This is a genomic window from Comamonas squillarum, assembly GCF_025309455.1.
Lineage (GTDB): Bacteria > Pseudomonadota > Gammaproteobacteria > Burkholderiales > Burkholderiaceae_C > Comamonas > Comamonas squillarum.
This window is the reverse complement of sequence record NZ_CP104377.1, coordinates 3,267,709-3,282,893: the sequence shown is the minus strand read 5'-3', so window position 1 is coordinate 3,282,893 and position 15,185 is coordinate 3,267,709. Positions and strand designations below refer to the sequence as shown.

Annotated in this window: 16 protein-coding genes; 12 read left to right on the top strand and 4 right to left on the bottom strand. The window is 66.9% G+C overall.

All coding sequences use genetic code 11. The features are described from left to right. Positions 1-68 precede the first annotated feature (68 nt). The 7 genes from N4T19_RS15295 (at position 69) to rbsD (ending at position 7,563) form a co-directional block, all read left to right on the top strand. Positions 69-1,334: a YbfB/YjiJ family MFS transporter gene (locus N4T19_RS15295; RefSeq protein WP_260718456.1), complete on the top strand. Its 1,266-nt coding sequence runs from the start codon at positions 69-71 to the stop codon at positions 1,332-1,334. 215 nt (positions 1,335-1,549) lie between these two features. Continuing rightward, a complete protein-coding gene (locus N4T19_RS15290) occupies positions 1,550-2,500 on the top strand; it encodes a sugar ABC transporter substrate-binding protein (RefSeq protein ID WP_260720307.1) in 951 nt (316 codons plus the stop codon). A 14-nt stretch (positions 2,501-2,514) separates the two neighbouring features. Next, positions 2,515-4,104 (top strand): sugar ABC transporter ATP-binding protein, encoded by a 1,590-nt coding sequence (locus N4T19_RS15285; RefSeq protein WP_182344081.1) that lies wholly within the window; start codon positions 2,515-2,517, stop codon positions 4,102-4,104. 24 nt (positions 4,105-4,128) lie between these two features. Then, the gene (locus N4T19_RS15280) at positions 4,129-5,136 is read left to right on the top strand and encodes an ABC transporter permease (protein WP_116926751.1); all 1,008 of its coding nucleotides are present in this window, start codon (positions 4,129-4,131) and stop codon (positions 5,134-5,136) included. Between the two features lie 8 nt (positions 5,137-5,144). Further along, positions 5,145-6,194: a LacI family DNA-binding transcriptional regulator gene (locus N4T19_RS15275; protein WP_260718455.1), complete on the top strand. Its 1,050-nt coding sequence runs from the start codon at positions 5,145-5,147 to the stop codon at positions 6,192-6,194. After that, entirely contained in the window at positions 6,191-7,165 is a 975-nt protein-coding gene (gene rbsK / locus N4T19_RS15270) for a ribokinase (RefSeq protein WP_260718454.1), read from the top strand. Before N4T19_RS15275 ends, rbsK begins: the two co-directional genes overlap by 4 nt. Next, positions 7,162-7,563 (top strand): D-ribose pyranase, encoded by a 402-nt coding sequence (gene rbsD / locus N4T19_RS15265; protein WP_116926753.1) that lies wholly within the window; start codon positions 7,162-7,164, stop codon positions 7,561-7,563. Before rbsK ends, rbsD begins: the two co-directional genes overlap by 4 nt. Before the next feature lie 80 nt (positions 7,564-7,643). Here rbsD and N4T19_RS15260 read toward each other — a convergent pair whose 3' ends face one another. The 3 genes from N4T19_RS15260 to N4T19_RS15250 form a co-directional block, all read right to left on the bottom strand. After that, positions 7,644-8,915, bottom strand: a complete 1,272-nt coding sequence (locus N4T19_RS15260; protein WP_116926754.1) for a sensor histidine kinase — start codon at positions 8,913-8,915, stop codon at positions 7,644-7,646. A 36-nt stretch (positions 8,916-8,951) separates the two neighbouring features. Beyond that, positions 8,952-9,680: a response regulator transcription factor gene (locus N4T19_RS15255; protein WP_043340843.1), complete on the bottom strand. Its 729-nt coding sequence runs from the start codon at positions 9,678-9,680 to the stop codon at positions 8,952-8,954. A 129-nt stretch (positions 9,681-9,809) separates the two neighbouring features. Continuing rightward, positions 9,810-11,159, bottom strand: a complete 1,350-nt coding sequence (locus tag N4T19_RS15250) for an AmpG family muropeptide MFS transporter (RefSeq protein ID WP_182344077.1) — start codon at positions 11,157-11,159, stop codon at positions 9,810-9,812. Positions 11,160-11,320: 161 nt separating this feature from the next. On the opposite strand from N4T19_RS15250, the gene N4T19_RS15245 reads away from it, so the two are divergent. From N4T19_RS15245 to cysC, 5 genes are all read left to right on the top strand, one after another. Then, on the top strand, positions 11,321-12,022 hold the full coding sequence (locus tag N4T19_RS15245; protein ID WP_182344074.1) for a helix-turn-helix domain-containing protein: 702 nt from the start codon (positions 11,321-11,323) through the stop codon (positions 12,020-12,022). A gap of 78 nt (positions 12,023-12,100) precedes the next feature. Beyond that, positions 12,101-13,045 (top strand): DMT family transporter, encoded by a 945-nt coding sequence (locus N4T19_RS15240; RefSeq protein ID WP_232539475.1) that lies wholly within the window; start codon positions 12,101-12,103, stop codon positions 13,043-13,045. Between the two features lie 88 nt (positions 13,046-13,133). Further along, on the top strand, positions 13,134-13,487 hold the full coding sequence (locus N4T19_RS15235) for a DUF6916 family protein (RefSeq protein ID WP_116926758.1): 354 nt from the start codon (positions 13,134-13,136) through the stop codon (positions 13,485-13,487). Then, entirely contained in the window at positions 13,477-13,995 is a 519-nt protein-coding gene (locus N4T19_RS15230) for a GNAT family N-acetyltransferase (RefSeq protein ID WP_182344072.1), read from the top strand. Before N4T19_RS15235 ends, N4T19_RS15230 begins: the two co-directional genes overlap by 11 nt. Continuing rightward, positions 13,992-14,618: an adenylyl-sulfate kinase gene (gene cysC / locus N4T19_RS15225; RefSeq protein WP_116926760.1), complete on the top strand. Its 627-nt coding sequence runs from the start codon at positions 13,992-13,994 to the stop codon at positions 14,616-14,618. Before N4T19_RS15230 ends, cysC begins: the two co-directional genes overlap by 4 nt. 24 nt (positions 14,619-14,642) lie before the next feature. Here cysC and N4T19_RS15220 read toward each other — a convergent pair whose 3' ends face one another. Next, entirely contained in the window at positions 14,643-15,167 is a 525-nt protein-coding gene (locus N4T19_RS15220) for a phage tail protein (RefSeq protein ID WP_116926761.1), read from the bottom strand. Between the last annotated feature and the right edge of the window lie 18 nt (positions 15,168-15,185).

The window sequence follows — 15,185 nt, the reverse complement described above, 5'->3', positions numbered from 1 at the left end:
ATCTTTTTTGAAGATGTTAATTTAACATGGCATCTCCAAAAAAGATACATAAGCACTAGGTCCGCACCATGCCACCCTCGGTCAGCTCCTCGGTTTCCTCTTCCACCCCTGCACCCTCACTGCGCTGGGGCCAGCGCCCCTGGTGGGTGGCGGTGGCCGGCATGCTGGCGCTGGCCTCGGCCATGGGCGTAGGGCGCTTTGCCTTTACGCCCTTGATGCCGATGATGCTGCACGACGGCAGCATCGACCTGGCGCAAGGCAGCTGGCTGGCGATGAGCAACTACCTGGGCTACTTTGTCGGCTCGCTGGTCTGCATGGTGCTGCCCTGGGTGGCCCCGGGCTTGATGCAGCGCCTGCACCCCTCGCGCATGGTGCACTGGTGGCTGTTCATCACCGCAGTGCTGACGGCGGCGATGGCGCTGAACTGGCCTGGCGCCTGGGCCAGCCTGCGTTTTGTCTCGGGCGTGGCCAGTGCGGTGGTGTTTCTCAATATCACCTTGTGGTGCATGTCGCAGCTGGCGCATCTGGGGCGGCCGCAAATGGGCGGCCTGCTGTTTTGCGGCCCGGGCATCGGCATTGCGCTCACGGGCCTGGCCACCAGCGCGATGGTGGCGGCCGGCTGGCATGCGGTGAGCGCCTGGCTGGCGTTTGCGCTGCTGGCCGTGGTGCTGTGGCTGATGGTGATGACGGTGGTGCGCGGGCCGCTGGCGCCGCCGCCAGCCCCCACGCAGGCGGGAGCCGCCGTGGCGCTCGCTCCCGAGGGTCCGGTGGATCGGCTGCTGCTGACCCTGGCTTACAGCCTGGCCGGCCTGGGCTATATCGTCACCGCCACCTACCTGCCGGTGATTGCGCGCGGCGCACTGCCGGCCGATTCGATCTGGCCCGACCTGTTCTGGCCCATGTTTGGCGGGGGCGTGGCGCTGGGTGCCTACCTCTCGACCCATTTGCCCGCCCGTTGGGACCGGCGCCGGCTCCTGATGGCCGGTTACGGCATCCAGGCGGTGTCGATTGCGATCAGCGCGCTGTGGCCCACGCCGCTGGGCTTTTCGCTGGGCAGCCTGCTGCTGGGCCTGCCGTTTACTGCGCTGACCTTTTTTGCGCTGCAAGAGGCGCGCCGCATCTGGCCGACTGCGCTCAGCAGCTTTCCGGGCCTGCTGACGGCTGCCTATGGGCTGGGCCAGATCGTGGGCCCGCCGATGGTCGCCTGGATGCTGGCCCACAGTGCCAGCACCCAGCAGGGCTTTGCCTATGGCCTGGCGGCAGCGGGCGGCGCGCTGGTGCTGGGCATGGTGATTCTGGCCGGCATGGTCTGGCGCCATCCGCACCAGGGCTGAGCGGCGGAAACGCCGCTGGCAGCCCGGGGCAAAGGGGCTGCTAAACCGGGCGCTCCAAGGCACCCGGCCCGCATGTCCAACTCGTGAAACATTGTTTGACCTTGGGGTAAACTCCGGGGCGCAAACGTTTGCGCCTATGCAAACATGCGGCATCTCGCGGCTACTGCTGTGGATAGCGCCGCGTGATGCACAACAATCCTTCGGAGACTTATCTCATGCGCTTTACCCGCCGTACCCTGACTGCTGCGCTGGCTTTGGCCACCGTGGCTGGTTTTTCCCACCAAGCCGTCGCGGCTGACAAGCCCAAGGTGGCCCTGGTGATGAAATCGCTGGCCAACGAGTTCTTCCGCACGATGGAAGACGGCGCCAAGGCGCACCAGAAGGCCAATGCTGCCCAGTACACGCTGGTGGCGAACGGCATCAAGGACGAGACCGATACGGCCGCGCAGATCAAGATGGTCGAGCAGATGGTGGCCCAGCGCGTGCAGGCCATCGTGATTGCTCCGGCAGATTCCAAGGCGCTGGTGTCTGTGCTGAAAAATGCAGCAGACAAGGGCGTGCTGATCGTCAACATCGACAACAAGCTCGATGCCGATGCGCTCAAGAGCAAGGACCTGAACGTGCCGTTTGTCGGTCCGGACAACCGTGCCGGCGCCAAGCTGGTGGGCGATTTCCTGGGCAAGCAGCTGCAGGCCGGTGACAAGGTCGGTATCGTTGAAGGCGTCTCGACCACGTTCAACGCCCAGCAGCGCACCCTGGGCTTCCAGGATGCGATGAAGGCCGTTGGCGCCAATGTGGTCAGCCTGCAATCGGGCCAGTGGGAAATCGACAAGGGCAACACGGTGGCTGCCGGCATGCTGCGCGAGCACCCCGATCTGAAGGCGATCATGGCGGGCAACGACAGCATGGCGCTGGGCGTGGTCGCGGCGGTCAAGGCTTCGGGCCGCACCGGCAAGGTGCAGGTGGTGGGCTATGACAACATCGCCGCCATCAAGCCCATGCTCAAGGACGGCCGCGTGCTGGCCACTGCTGACCAGTACGCTGCCAAGCAGGCCGTGTTCGGTATCGAGATCGCGCTCAAGGCCCTGGCCGAGAAGAAAAAGCAGAGCGAGCTGCCCGCTGAGGTCAAGACCGATGTGGCCTTGGTGACCAAGGACAGCAAGTAACAACGGCGCACACCATGGCAACGACTGAGGCGCAAGGCGCCGGCACGCCACGCGTGCGTCTGCAGCAGATGGGCAAGGCCTACTCCGGCACCTTGGTGCTCGAGGGCGTGAGCCTGGATCTGCATGCGGGCGAGGTGATGGCGCTGACCGGAGAAAACGGCGCGGGCAAGAGCACCTTGTCCAAGATTCTGTGCGGGTTGGTGGATCCATCGCAGGGCCAGATGCAGCTCGATGGCAAGCCTTTTGCCCCCACATCGCGCCGCGATGCCGAGCGCCAGGGCGTGCGCATGGTGATGCAGGAGCTGGGCCTGGTGGCCACCTTGACGGTGGCCGAAAACCTGCTGCTCGGCCAGCTCCCCCACAAGATGGGCTGGCTCGACCATACCGCGATGCGGGCGCTGGCCCGCACCCAGCTGGCCAAGATCGGCATGGAGCATATCGACCCGGACACCCCCGTCTCGCAGCTGGGCATTGGCCAGCAGCAGATGGTGGAGATCGCCCGCAATCTGCAGGACGGCACGCGGGTGCTGGTGCTCGATGAGCCCACCGCCATGCTGACGCTCAAGGAAACCGAGCACCTGTTCACGCAGATTGCGCTGCTCAAGGCGCGCGGTGTGGCCCTGGTCTATGTGTCGCACCGGCTCGAAGAGCTGCAGCGCATTGCCGACCGGGTGGCCGTGCTGCGCGATGGGCGCCTCGTCGATGTGCGGCCCATGCAGGGCGTGCAGGAACATGAGCTGGTCGAGCGCATGGTCGGCCATGCGGTGCAGGACAACGAAGGCCGGCCGCGCCGCACGCGTGGCGCGCTGCGCCTGTCTGCGAAAAATTTGCAACGCGGCGCGCAGGTGCGCGGCGTGAGTCTGTCGCTCTATGCGGGCGAAATCATGGGCCTGGCGGGCCTGGTCGGCTCGGGCCGTACCGAGCTGGTGCGCCTGCTGTTTGGCGCAGACCGCGCCGAGCAGGGCGAAATCAGCCTGCATGCCGCTGGCAGCGCGGCGGCCACGCACAAGGTGGCGCCCAACTGGAGCAGCCCCGTGCAGGCCATCCGCGCCGGCATCGGCCTGGTGACCGAAGACCGCAAGTCGCAAGGCCTGCTGCTGTCGCAATCCATCCGCGCCAACACCACGTTGGCGGGCATGCACAAGATAGCGCGCGGCGGCTGGTTGCAGCGCGCCCAGGAGAGCGAAGTGGCGCGCCATTTTGTCGAGCGCCTGCGCATCCGCTCGCGCAGCGCCGAGCAGGCCGTCTCCACCTTGAGCGGCGGCAACCAGCAAAAGGTGGTGTTTGCCCGCTGGCTGCACCAGCCCTGCGATGTGCTGCTGCTCGACGAGCCCACACGCGGCGTCGATGTGGGCGCGCGCGCTGATATTTACCACGAGATCGACCGCATGTGCGACGACGGCAAGGCCGTCTTGATGGTCTCCAGCGACCTGCGCGAGTTGATGGCCATGTGCGACCGCATCGGCGTGATGCATGACGGCGAGCTGGTGGCCGTGTTCGAGCGCGGCCAGTGGAGCGACCAGCAGATGCTGGCCGCCGCCTTTGGCAATGTGGATGAAGCCCCATCGGCCCACGCCGCAGCCCAGGCTGCAACCCCCGAATAAAAAAGCAGGCAAGAGGACCAAGCCATGACCACCCCCCTTTCCGCGCGCGCCAGCGCGCCTACGCCGTCGGCTGCCAAGGCCTCTTCGGGCCGCATGCAGGCCTGGGGCACCTATGTGGGCCTGTTTCTGGTGCTGGCCGCGATGGTCGCGCTGTTCAGCTTCCTGAGCGAGTATTTCTGGAGCGCCGAGACCTTTGTCACCATCGCCAACGAGATTCCCGCGCTGGCGGTGATGGCTGTGGGCATGACCTTTGTGCTGATCCTGGCGGGCATTGACCTGTCGGTGGGCTCGGTGCTGGCGCTGTCGGCGGCAGTGGCGGCCCAGGCGATCCTGGTCTGGGGCCTCAACCCCTGGGCCGCAGGCGCGCTGGGCCTGCTCTGCGGCCTGCTGTGCGGCGCGGTGCTGGGCGCGATCTCGGTGGTCTGGCGCCTGCCGACCTTCATCGTGTCGCTGGGCATGCTCGAAGCGCTGCGGGGCGCGGCCTACCTGGTGACCGACTCGCGCACCCAGTATGTGGGTGATGCGATCTCGGGCCTGGCCGCGCCCATCGCCTATGGTGTCTCGTCCGCTTTTGTCATCGCCATCGTGGTGGTGGCGCTGGGCCAGATTGTGCTGACCCGCACCGTGTTTGGCCGCTATGTGGTGGGCATCGGCACCAATGAAGAGGCCATGCGCCTGGCCGGTATCGACCCGCGCCCCATCCGCATCCTGGTGTTTGCGCTGACCGGCCTGCTCGCCGGCCTGGCAGGCCTGATGCAGTCGGCGCGCCTCGAAGCAGCCGACCCCAACGCCGGCAGCGGCATGGAGCTGCAGGTGATTGCCGCCGTCGTGATTGGCGGCACCAGCCTGATGGGTGGGCGCGGCTCGGTGATCGCGACCTTCTTTGGCGTGCTGATCATCGCGGTGCTGGAAGCGGGCCTGGCCCAGATTGGCGCCAGCGAGCCTGCCAAGCGCATCATCACCGGCGCCGTGATCGTCGTGGCCGTGATCATCGACACGGTGCGCCAGCGCCGTGCCGCACGCCGGGCCTGACGGTGGCAATGAGCAGTATCAAGGATGTGGCGCGCCTGGCGGGCGTGTCCGTCACCACGGTCTCGCATGTGCTCAACAAGACGCGCGCGGTGCTGCCGGCCACGCAAGAGCGCGTGCTCGAAGCCGTGCAGACCCTGGGCTATGTGCCCAGCGCCGTGGCGCGCAGCCTCAAGATCAACGCCACGCACACCATCGGCATGCTGGTGCCGGACAACTCCAACCCCTATTTTGCCGAGCTGGTGCGCGCCGTAGAAGACGCCTGCTTTGCCGCTGGCTATGCACTGCTGCTGTGCAATACCGACAACCATGCCGGGCGCCAGCAGGTCTACCTGGATGTGCTGTCGCAAAAGCGGGTCGATGGTCTGATCGTGGCCTCGACCAGCGATGATGCGCTGATGTCCCAGCACCTGGCGCAGACGGCGCTGCCGATGGTGCTGATCGACCGGGCCATCGCCGGCCTGGAGCGGCCTTGCGTGCAGACCGACCATGTGCAAGGCGGCATGCTGGCCACCCAGCACCTGATGGCGCTGGGCCGCAAGCGCATTGCCTGTGTGGGCGGCCCGCAGGACCTGCAGTCCAGCGAGCAGCGGGTGCAGGGCTGGCGCCAGGCGCTGCAGCTGGTGGGCCTGCCCAGCGATTTGCTGGTGCATGGCGATTTCACCGCCAATGGCGGCTATGTGGCGATGCGGCGCCTGCTGCGCGACCGTGCCGCCGACCGGCCCACGGCCGTGTTTGCCTGCAACGACCTGATGGCCATGGGCGCGCTGCGCGCCGTGCATGAAGCGGGCCTGCAGGTGCCCCGCGATGTGGCCGTGGTGGGCTATGACGATATCGAGCTGGCGGGCTACACCCAGCCAGCGCTGACCACGGTGGCCCAGCCCACCCAGGCCATGGCCGAGCAAGCGCTGGCCTGGCTGCTCGAACGCATCCAGGCGGGCCGCAGCGCCGAGCCTGTCGCGGCGGCCACGCAGCTGCTGGTGCCGGCGCTGGTGACCCGCGAGAGCAGCCGTGCCGTGGCCCGGGCCGCCGTGCCGATTGCGATTGGAGAAACCCTGTGAATGTGCCTATCTTGAGCCAGGCCCCGCGTATCGTGGTGCTGGGCAGTTTGAACATGGACCTGGTGCTGCGCGTGCCGCATATGCCGCGCGCTGGCGAGACCATGCTGGGCCAGTCGCTCAGCCAGGTGCCCGGCGGCAAGGGCGGCAACCAGGCCGTCAGCTGCGCGCGCCAGGGGGCGGCCGTCAGCCTGCTGTCCTGCGTGGGCGAGGACGCCTATGCCGACCAGCTGCTCGCTGGCCTCGTGGCCGACCATATCGATGTGCAGCATGTGCAGCGCAGCGCGCGCGATGCCACCGGCGTGGCCGTCATCAGCGTCGATGACAGCGCCCAGAACCAGATCGTGGTGGTACCCGGCGCCAACCTGCGCTTGCAGGTGACCGAGCCGGTGCTGCGCCCGCTGCTGCAGGATGCCGCCTATGTGGTGCTGCAGTTCGAGACGCCGCTGGAAGAAGTGGACCAGGCCTTGCGCAGCGCGCGCGCCGTGGGCTGCAAGACGGTGCTCAACCCCTCGCCGGTGCAGCCGCTGCCCGATGCCTGGTGGCCTGCGATTGATGTGCTGGTGGTCAACGAAGCCGAGGCCGCGCAGCTGAGCGGCAGCCCGGTCGACAGCCCCGAGAGCGCCGCCCGCGCCGCGCGCTGGCTGCAGGCCAAGGGCGCCGGCCAGGTGGTGGTGACCCTGGGCAGCCAGGGCGCCGTCTGCTGCGATGCGCGCAGCGCCAGCACCGCAGAGGCCCCTGCCCATTGGCACCGCGCGCCCCAGGTGCAGGCGGTAGATACCACGGCCGCCGGCGACACCTTCCTGGGTGCGCTCACCGTGCAACTGGCCTCCGGCGCCAGCCTCGACGAGGCCACGCAGTGGGCCATCCGCGCCGCTGGCATTTGCGTGACGCGCGCCGGTGCGCAGCCTTCCATCCCCTTCCATGCCGAGGTCGCCACCCGCACCGAAGCCAGCCCCTGGAGTCCCGTATGAAGCGAGCCGCACTGTTGAATATCGAGTTGTCGCAGATCATCGCCAGCATGGGCCATGGCGATATGTTGGTGATTGGCGATGCCGGCCTGCCGGTGCCCCCCGGCGTGCGGCGCGTGGACCTGGCCGTGGCCCGTGGCGTGCCGAGCCTGGACCAGGTGCTGCAGGCCATCTTGAGCGAGCTGCAGGTGGAGACCGCCACCGTGGCCCTGGAGTGCCTGGACGGGCAGCAACTGCCGGCCTGGTACCAGCAGCGCCAAGCCGATGGCCTGCCGAGCGCGCCGCAATGCGTGCCGCATGAGGAGTTCAAGACCCTGAGCCGCCAGGCCGTGGCCGTGGTGCGCACCGGCGAATGCACACCGTACGCCAATATCGTGCTGCATTCGGGCGTGGTGTTTTAAGGCGTCGCCCTGAAAGCGCTTGAATAAAAAAAGAGTCTCAGCCGCTAGGCGAGACCCTTTGGCGCGTGCATGAGCCGCTGTCACACGTTGGGCGGAGGCAGCGCTTGCGCAGGCGCGGTGCGTGCCAGCGGTGCCAAAGGCAGGCGCAGCACAAAGACTGCGCCGCCACCGTCACGCCCCTCGCAGTGCACGCTGCCTTCGTGGCGTTCGGCAATCGAGCGCACCAGGGCCAGGCCCAGGCCCACGCCGCCATGGCGCTCGCTGGCGCCAGGCATGCGGTAAAAAGATTCAAAAATGCGCTCGCGCTGGTCGGGCGGCACGCCGGGCCCCCGGTCGGCCACGCGGATCTCGGCATAGGCGCCTTGCTTGTCCAGGAACAGGGTGATCGGGCCCTGGGAGTAGCGGCGGGCGTTTTCCAGCAGGTTGCGCACGGCGCGGCGCAGCAGCTTGGCAATGCCGCGCACCTCGATGGCATCGCCATGCATGTCGGCGACTTCCAGATCGGCCTCGACCCGCGCGCACTCTTCGGCGCACAGGCCGATGATGTCGATCATCTCGGGGGTGCCCACATCGGCCTCGCGCGCGCCCAGGCGGCTGGCCAGCAGGATCTCGTCGACCAGCTGGTCGAGCTCGGCGATATTGCGCTGGATCTCCTGCTTGAAGGTGGGCGAGGGCTTCTCGCCCATCAGCTCCACCCCCATGCGGATGCGGGTCAGCGGGCTGCGCAGCTCATGCGAGGAGTTGGCCAGCAGCGATTTGTGCGCCTGCACCAGTGCCTCGATGCGGGCGGCGGCGGCATTGAACTGCTCGGCCAGGTCGCTGACCTCGTCATTGCCGCGTACATCGACGCGCACCGATAGGTCGCCATCGCCAAACTGCTTGACGCCTTTGCGCAGCGCTTCGAGCCGGCCCATCAGGCGGCGGATGATGGGGAACACGCCGACCACGACGACGACACCGATGAGGCCCAGCATCCAGAAAAAGCCAAACGGCGGCTTGACCCAGAACCACCAGGGGCCCAGGTTGGGCGGCGGTGGGCGGTGGCCTTCGCCCCGGCCGGAGCGGCGCTGCAGCTCCATCTCGTAGGTGCGGCCCTGGTCGTCTTCAATCAGGTAGAGCACCAATTCGCTCGGGTCGCCAGGCTGGCGCACCGCCTCGCCATGCAGCAGCACTCCGCCATCGGCACTGCGGATCAGCAGCTCGCGCGCCGGCGGCTGCAGCGGCGTGGCGTTTTTCTCCGCCGCCGCCTGCCAGGCCCAGCCAATCACCAGGATCAGCACGGCCACGCCGCCCACCACGGTGAGCCAGATGCGCAGATAAAGCCGCTCGGCGAAGTATTTGTAGAGATGCATGCGTGCAAACGTGCAAAGGGGCGCTAGCGCCGGGCCTCAGTCCTGCTGTTTGGCAAACACATAGCCCACGCCGCGCACGGTCAGGATACGGCGCGGGTTTTTCGCATCGGCCTCGATGGCAGCGCGGATGCGGCCCATGTGCACGTCGATCGAGCGGTCAAAGGCTTCGAGCTCGCGGCCGCGCACCGCTTCCATGATCTGGTCGCGGCTGAGCACGCGGCCGGCGCGCTCGGCCAGGGTGACCAGCAGGTCGAACTGGTAGCTGGTCAGGTCGGCGGGCTTGCCGCTGATGGTGACAGCCCGGGCGTCGCGGTCGATCTCGAGGCTGCCAAAGCGCAGCACCTGGCTGGCCGGGGCCGCGGCGCTGCCGCCATCGACGCGGCGGCGCAGAATGGCGCGGATGCGGGCGAGCAGCTCACGCGGCTCAAACGGCTTGGGCAGGTAGTCATCGGCGCCCACTTCGAGGCCGATGACGCGGTCCATCGGGTCGCCCTTGGCGGTAAGCATCAGGATAGGCACCTGGGCCGCGGGGCCGCTCAAGGTGCGGATGCGGCGGCAGACCTCCAGGCCGTCCAGATCGGGCAGCATCAGGTCGAGGATGACCAGGTCGGGCGACTGGCCGCTGGCCGGGTCCTGCAGCGCCGACAGGCCGCTGGCGCCATCGGCCATGTGGCTGACCTGCAGCCCCGACTGGGCCAGATACTCGCTCACCATATTGGCCAGACGCTCGTCATCTTCGATCATCAACAGTTGGTGGGTATGCATGGCAGTCATGGTTATGGGCGGGAGAACCCGCAGATTTTGCTATAGGGGGCCATCGTGGCACGCTGGGGTCGCGCCGGATTGTCCCTGCCGTAAAGTTTGGTAAACCGCACCGAGCTCCTGTCAACGTTCTCAAAACTCCCCAGTGACAGGCCTGATGCGCGAGGCCAGCCAGACCAGCACCAGCACCGGCAGCCCCAAAAGCGCCGTCGATACAAAGAACTGCGCATAGCCAAAATGGTCCACGTACACGCCCGAGAAGCCGGCGATCCACTTGGGCAGCAGCATCATCATCGAGCTGAACAGCGCGTACTGCGTGGCCGAGTAGTTCACGTTTGTCAGGCTGGACAGGTAGGCGATAAAGGCGGCCGACGCAATACCGCCGGCCAGGTTGTCGGCCGAGACCACGGCAATCAGGCCCGCCAGGTCATGGCCGCGCGTGGCCAGCCAGGCAAACAGCAGGTTGCTGCCCGCTGAGAGCACCGCGCCCAGCATCAAGACCCGCATCACGCCGATGCGCATCGAGATCACGCCGCCAATAAAGGCGCCGACCAGGGTCATGATGACGCCAAAGATCTTGCTGACCGAGGCGACCTCGGCCTCGGTGTAGCCCATGTCGACATAGAAGGGGTTGGCCATGATGCCCATCACCACGTCCGAGATGCGGTAGATCGCAATCAAGGCCAGGATCAGCACCGCGTGCCAGCCGTAACGCCCGACAAAGTCGGCAAACGGGGCGACCAGTGCCTCCTGCAGCCACTGGGCGGCATTGCGGGCGGGGGTCATGGGCTTGGCCGCCGGCTCAGGCGACAGCAGCACGGTGACCACGCCCACCAGCATCGAGGCGGCCATCACCATATAGGCAAAGCCCCAGGCCTGGCGCTGGTAGTCGCCCGCGCCCTCTTGCAGGCCCAGGGCCACCAGCCACAGCACGCCCGCACCGGCCCAGATCATCGCGATGCGGTAGCCGGTCTGGTAGGTGGCGGCCAGCGCAGCCTGGCGATCGGCGTCGGCCGATTCGATGCGGTAGGCATCCAGCGCAATATCCTGCGTGGCCGAGCCAAAAGCCACCGCCAGCGCGCACCAAACCACATGGTTGAGGTGCAGCTGCGGATCGACCCAGGCCATGCCCAGCAGGCCGGCAACTACCAGGCCCTGGGCCAGCAGCAGCCAGCTGCGCCGGCGCCCCAGCAGGCGCGTGAGGCCGGGCAGCGGCAGCCGGTCAACCAGCGGCGACCAGACCCATTTGAAGGCATAGGCCAGGCCCACCCAGCTGAGGTAGCCGATGGTGCTGCGGTCGATGCCGGCCTTGCGCAGCCAGAACGACAAGGTGCCCAGCACCAGCAGCAGCGGCAGGCCGGCAGAAAAGCCCAGCGCCAGCATGCGCAGGCTGGCCGGCTCGGTATAGACGCGAAACGTGTCCGCCCAGGAGCGGCGGGCGGCGGGGGAGGAGGCGGTAGCGGGCGAAGAGGTGTCGGCCATGCGGACGAGGCGTACAGTAAAAAGGGGTGGGCCAGGCCAGGCCCGGACAATGCGCCAATATACGCTGATCCGCGCTGCTGAACGGGGCAAGCGGCGCAACAAGGGGTCAGGGCCCACGCTTGGCTACACTGTGCGCTATGCACTGATGCACCGCTGCTTCCATGGCCGACCACCACCACCACCGCTTGCTGGCTCCTGACTACTCTGTTCGCCACTACGAAGGCGAGCAGCAGGCGCACAGCCATGACCATGTGCAGCTCTTGTATGCACTGGCCGGCCGCATGGAGCTGGAGGTCGATGGCAAGGCCGCCTATGTCGATACCGCCAGCGGCGTGGTGATACCGGCGGGTGCCACCCACGCCTACCTGGCACAAAAGGGCAGCGCGCTGGCCGTGGTGGATGTGCCCGACGGCGCAGACTGGGCGCAGATGCGCCGCTTTGCCGCCCCGCCGCGCGACTGGCTGGCCACCCATGCCTCGGCCTTGACCGTGGCCCAGGCCCATGTGGCCTGGGTCCAGCAGTCGCCCGCGCTGCTGCTGCGCCGCGCGCTGGATGTGCAGGCCATCACCGCTGCGGTACGGGCCGATCTGGCCGGCGACTGGCGCACCCCCCAACTGGCGGCGCTGGCACACCTGAGCGCCCAGCGTTTTCATGTGCGCTGGCAGGAGCTGACCGGCAGCACCCCCCAGCAATGGCTGCGCGACCTGCGCCTGACCGAGGCCAGCCAAGCCCTGGCCGCCGGCCAGCCGCTGGAGACCACGGCGCTGCGCTGCGGCTACAGCACGGCCAGCGCGCTGGCCTATGCGCTGCGGCGCGATCGCGGCGTGGGCAGCCGCAGCCTGCGCAAACGCGGCGGCGCATGATGCGCTGGGTGCGTTTGGCAGCCCAGCCACAAGCGTTTCTCGACATTTGCCCCGGCCCCGTCGCGGCACCATAGCGGCATGACACAGACTTCCAGCGGCATGGCATCCCCCGCCCCTTCTTCATTTTTCAGCGCCTCTGCGCAAGGTATTGCGCTGGTCGCCATTGCCGGCGTGCTCTGGGGCACCAGCGGCACCGCCCAGTACCTCGGGGCTGCGGGGCTGTCGCCGTTCTGGGTGGGGGCTGCGCAGCTGGCGGTGGCGGCGGCATTTTTGGGCCTGAGCCTGCTGTGGGCGCGGCGTGGCAGCACCGGCAGCCTGGTGCTGCGGCCCCGCCAGGCGGGGCTGCGGCTGTCGTCGTTCTTCTGGGCCTCGCTGGGCATTGGCGGCTATAGCGTGTTTTTCTACGCCGGCCTGCAGATGGCCGGTGTGGGCGTGGGCACAGCCGTTGCCATTGGCAGCAGCCCCATCTGGGCGGGCCTGCTGCAGGCCGTGGTGCTGCGCGCGCCCCTGTCGCCGCTGTGGTGGCTGGGCACCTTGGTCAGCGTGGCCGGCGGTGTGGCCATGGTGATGGGCGAGGGCGGCAGCAGCCAGGTCTCCTGGCCCGGCTTGGCGCTGTGCCTGCTGGCGGGTCTGTCCTATGCCGGCTATGCGCTGGTCAACAAGCGCCTGGTCAGCCATATGTCCCCCAAGGTGGTGAACTTCTATGTGTTCAGCGGCGCGGCACTGCTCGCACTGCCGGTGGCCGCACTGTATGCGGGCATGCCGCAGTGGAGCCTGTCTGCCGTGCTGGTTGTTGTCTACCTGGGCGCCGTTGTCTCGGGCATTGCACATTTATTGTTCTCGATGGGTCTGCGCCATATCTCGGGGCCCACCGGCGTGGCGCTCAGCCTCATCGAGCCGGTGGCGGCCTTTGTGCTGGCCGTGTGGATCGTCGGCGAACACCAGCCCTGGGTGGCCTGGGTGGGGCTGGCCGCCGTGCTGCTGGGGCTATGGGTGGTCGTGAAAGCCGAGATGCGCAGTTGACTGCCGGGTCGCACATGGACGGCGTGCTCTGCAGGCCCGGCGATAGAATGGCGCTCTTGCCACCACGGACTGCGTTTGCTGCCCCTGTATGACCTTGCCAGACACCACTTACCAACTGGATGACGCCGTATGGACGCGGGTGTTGACGCAGGAGATGGCCAGCCAGCTCCAGGGCCAGTCGCTGGTCTTTCTGGCGGGGGACACTGCCGGGCAGACGCAGCAGATTCCGCTGTTGGTGACCGCTTTTGAGGCGCAAAGCCGAGCCGCCCCCGGCATGGCCGCATACCGGCTCAATTTTCAGGGCCCGACGGCCCCGGTTCTGCCCAGCCAGACTTACCGCGCACGCCATGCGGAATGGGGTGATTTTGCGATCATGGTGTCCGCCACCGGCGCCGATGCGCAAGGCGTGTACTACGAAGCCCAATTCAGCCATGCCCTCTGAGCTGCCTGCGGCCCTGCAACTGGGCAGCTTGCAGCTGCGCCAGTCTTTGGCGTCAGATGCGGATTTTTTACGTGCTCTTTACCGCGATGTGCGCAGCGATGAGCTGGCGCTCACCGGCTGGCCACCCGAGGCCATCGATGCCTTCTGCCATTCGCAGTTTGATTTTCAGCGTCAGCATTACCGCAGCTACTACCCCCAGGCGCTGCATTACCTGGTTGAGCGGGATGGCCAACCGGTTGGGCGCCTGATCGTCGATGACAGCGCTGATGCACTGCGGGTTGTCGATATCTCGCTGCTGGCTGCACAGCGCAGCCAAGGCCTGGGCAGCGTGCTGCTGCGGTGGCTGTGCAACCACGCCGACGCGCAGCAGCGGCCCATGGCGCTGAGTGTGGAGCCCCAGAACCGGGCGCGCCATCTATATGGGCGGCTGGGCTTTGTGCAGCTGCCAAGCGATGGGCTGTACTGGACCATGTGCCGTGAGCCTGCCAAGACGGAGCCTGCCGAATGACCGGCCGACCCGATCCCGCTGCTTTTATCTTTCCGCCAGGCCAGGCGGTGCTGCCGGCGCAGCGCGCCGCGCTGATGGGCCATGCGCCCTGCTGCATTTGGCTTACCGGCTTATCGGCCTCAGGCAAGACCAGCCTGGCCCATGCGCTGGAGCGGGCCTTGCACCAGCGCGGCTGCCATACCTATGCGCTCGATGGTGACAACCTGCGCAAGGGGCTCAATGCCGATCTGGGATTCAGCGCCGAGGCGCGGGCAGAAAACATCCGCCGCATGGCCCATGTGGCGCGGCTGATGGTCGATGCGGGTCTGGTCGTTATCGTCTCTGCGATTTCGCCGTTTGCAGCAGACCGGGCACAGGCGCGGGCCTTGTTTGCGCCAGGAGCTTTTGTCGAGGTCTTTGTCGATACGCCCTTGGCTGTGTGTGAGGCGCGCGATCCCAAGGGCTTGTATGCGCGCGCTCGGCGCGGCGAACTGCGCGACTTTACCGGTATCGGCAGCCCGTATGAGCGGCCGCTGCAGCCGGAGCTGCATCTTCAGGGCGAAGATTTGGCGCCTGAAGTTGCTCTGGGCGCCGTGCTGGCTTATCTGGATGCGCTGGGCTTGGAACAGAAGCGGCCCGGCTGAGCGGGCTGCTGAAAGAACACCCTCTCAGTTGCGCGATGGGAAGATGCCTTCAAGTGCAATGATGAAATTTATGCCCAGATAGGGTTGCATGATGGAAATCGGCTGTGACCCACCAGCGATGCTGCTTCCACCCAATGGGACCGTTGTACCTACCCCACTGGCCTCAACGTACTGCGCGTCTCGCTGGTTTGATTGCGCCAGGAATGCGCCCGTAGCCGGAGCCTGTAGCGTACCTGCTGAAGTGCTAGCTATTGTGGGGTGGTTGTGTTGGGGGAGTTGCTGCAGGTTCAACGTGATGGTTGGGGTTCCACTTTGCTCCCCCAGGGTGACGAACGGAAGCCCTGGTCCTTGACCGGCGCCTACCGGCACCCGACCCATCAAATTTGGAAGCTGAAAAGTGGTCTGCCCATTGCCACCATAGGTGGTTCCTAAAATGGAGAACAAGGCTGGATTTTGGCTAATAGCGAGTGTCTGCCCTGCACAGTAAGCCCAGCCCCGCGGGGCAAAATTACCGGCGAACATAGTGATCATGCCAATAAACGGTTCCATGGTCGGTTCCTTTGATGT

Excerpts from the sequence above, each read along its gene's own strand:
- N4T19_RS15295 (WP_260718456.1), top strand. The coding sequence starts at position 69 with ATGCCACCCTCGGTCAGCTCCTCGGTTTCCTCTTCCACCCCTGCACCC.
- N4T19_RS15290 (WP_260720307.1), top strand. The coding sequence starts at position 1,550 with ATGCGCTTTACCCGCCGTACCCTGACTGCTGCGCTGGCTTTGGCCACC.
- N4T19_RS15285 (WP_182344081.1), top strand. The coding sequence starts at position 2,515 with ATGGCAACGACTGAGGCGCAAGGCGCCGGCACGCCACGCGTGCGTCTG.
- N4T19_RS15280 (WP_116926751.1), top strand. The coding sequence starts at position 4,129 with ATGACCACCCCCCTTTCCGCGCGCGCCAGCGCGCCTACGCCGTCGGCT.
- N4T19_RS15275 (WP_260718455.1), top strand. The coding sequence starts at position 5,145 with ATGAGCAGTATCAAGGATGTGGCGCGCCTGGCGGGCGTGTCCGTCACC.
- rbsD (WP_116926753.1), top strand. The coding sequence starts at position 7,162 with ATGAAGCGAGCCGCACTGTTGAATATCGAGTTGTCGCAGATCATCGCC.
- N4T19_RS15260 (WP_116926754.1), bottom strand. The coding sequence starts at position 8,915 with ATGCATCTCTACAAATACTTCGCCGAGCGGCTTTATCTGCGCATCTGG.
- N4T19_RS15255 (WP_043340843.1), bottom strand. The coding sequence starts at position 9,680 with ATGCATACCCACCAACTGTTGATGATCGAAGATGACGAGCGTCTGGCC.
- N4T19_RS15250 (WP_182344077.1), bottom strand. The coding sequence starts at position 11,159 with ATGGCCGACACCTCTTCGCCCGCTACCGCCTCCTCCCCCGCCGCCCGC.
- N4T19_RS15245 (WP_182344074.1), top strand. The coding sequence starts at position 11,321 with ATGGCCGACCACCACCACCACCGCTTGCTGGCTCCTGACTACTCTGTT.
- N4T19_RS15240 (WP_232539475.1), top strand. The coding sequence starts at position 12,101 with ATGACACAGACTTCCAGCGGCATGGCATCCCCCGCCCCTTCTTCATTT.
- N4T19_RS15235 (WP_116926758.1), top strand. The coding sequence starts at position 13,134 with ATGACCTTGCCAGACACCACTTACCAACTGGATGACGCCGTATGGACG.
- N4T19_RS15230 (WP_182344072.1), top strand. The coding sequence starts at position 13,477 with ATGCCCTCTGAGCTGCCTGCGGCCCTGCAACTGGGCAGCTTGCAGCTG.
- cysC (WP_116926760.1), top strand. The coding sequence starts at position 13,992 with ATGACCGGCCGACCCGATCCCGCTGCTTTTATCTTTCCGCCAGGCCAG.
- N4T19_RS15220 (WP_116926761.1), bottom strand. The coding sequence starts at position 15,167 with ATGGAACCGTTTATTGGCATGATCACTATGTTCGCCGGTAATTTTGCC.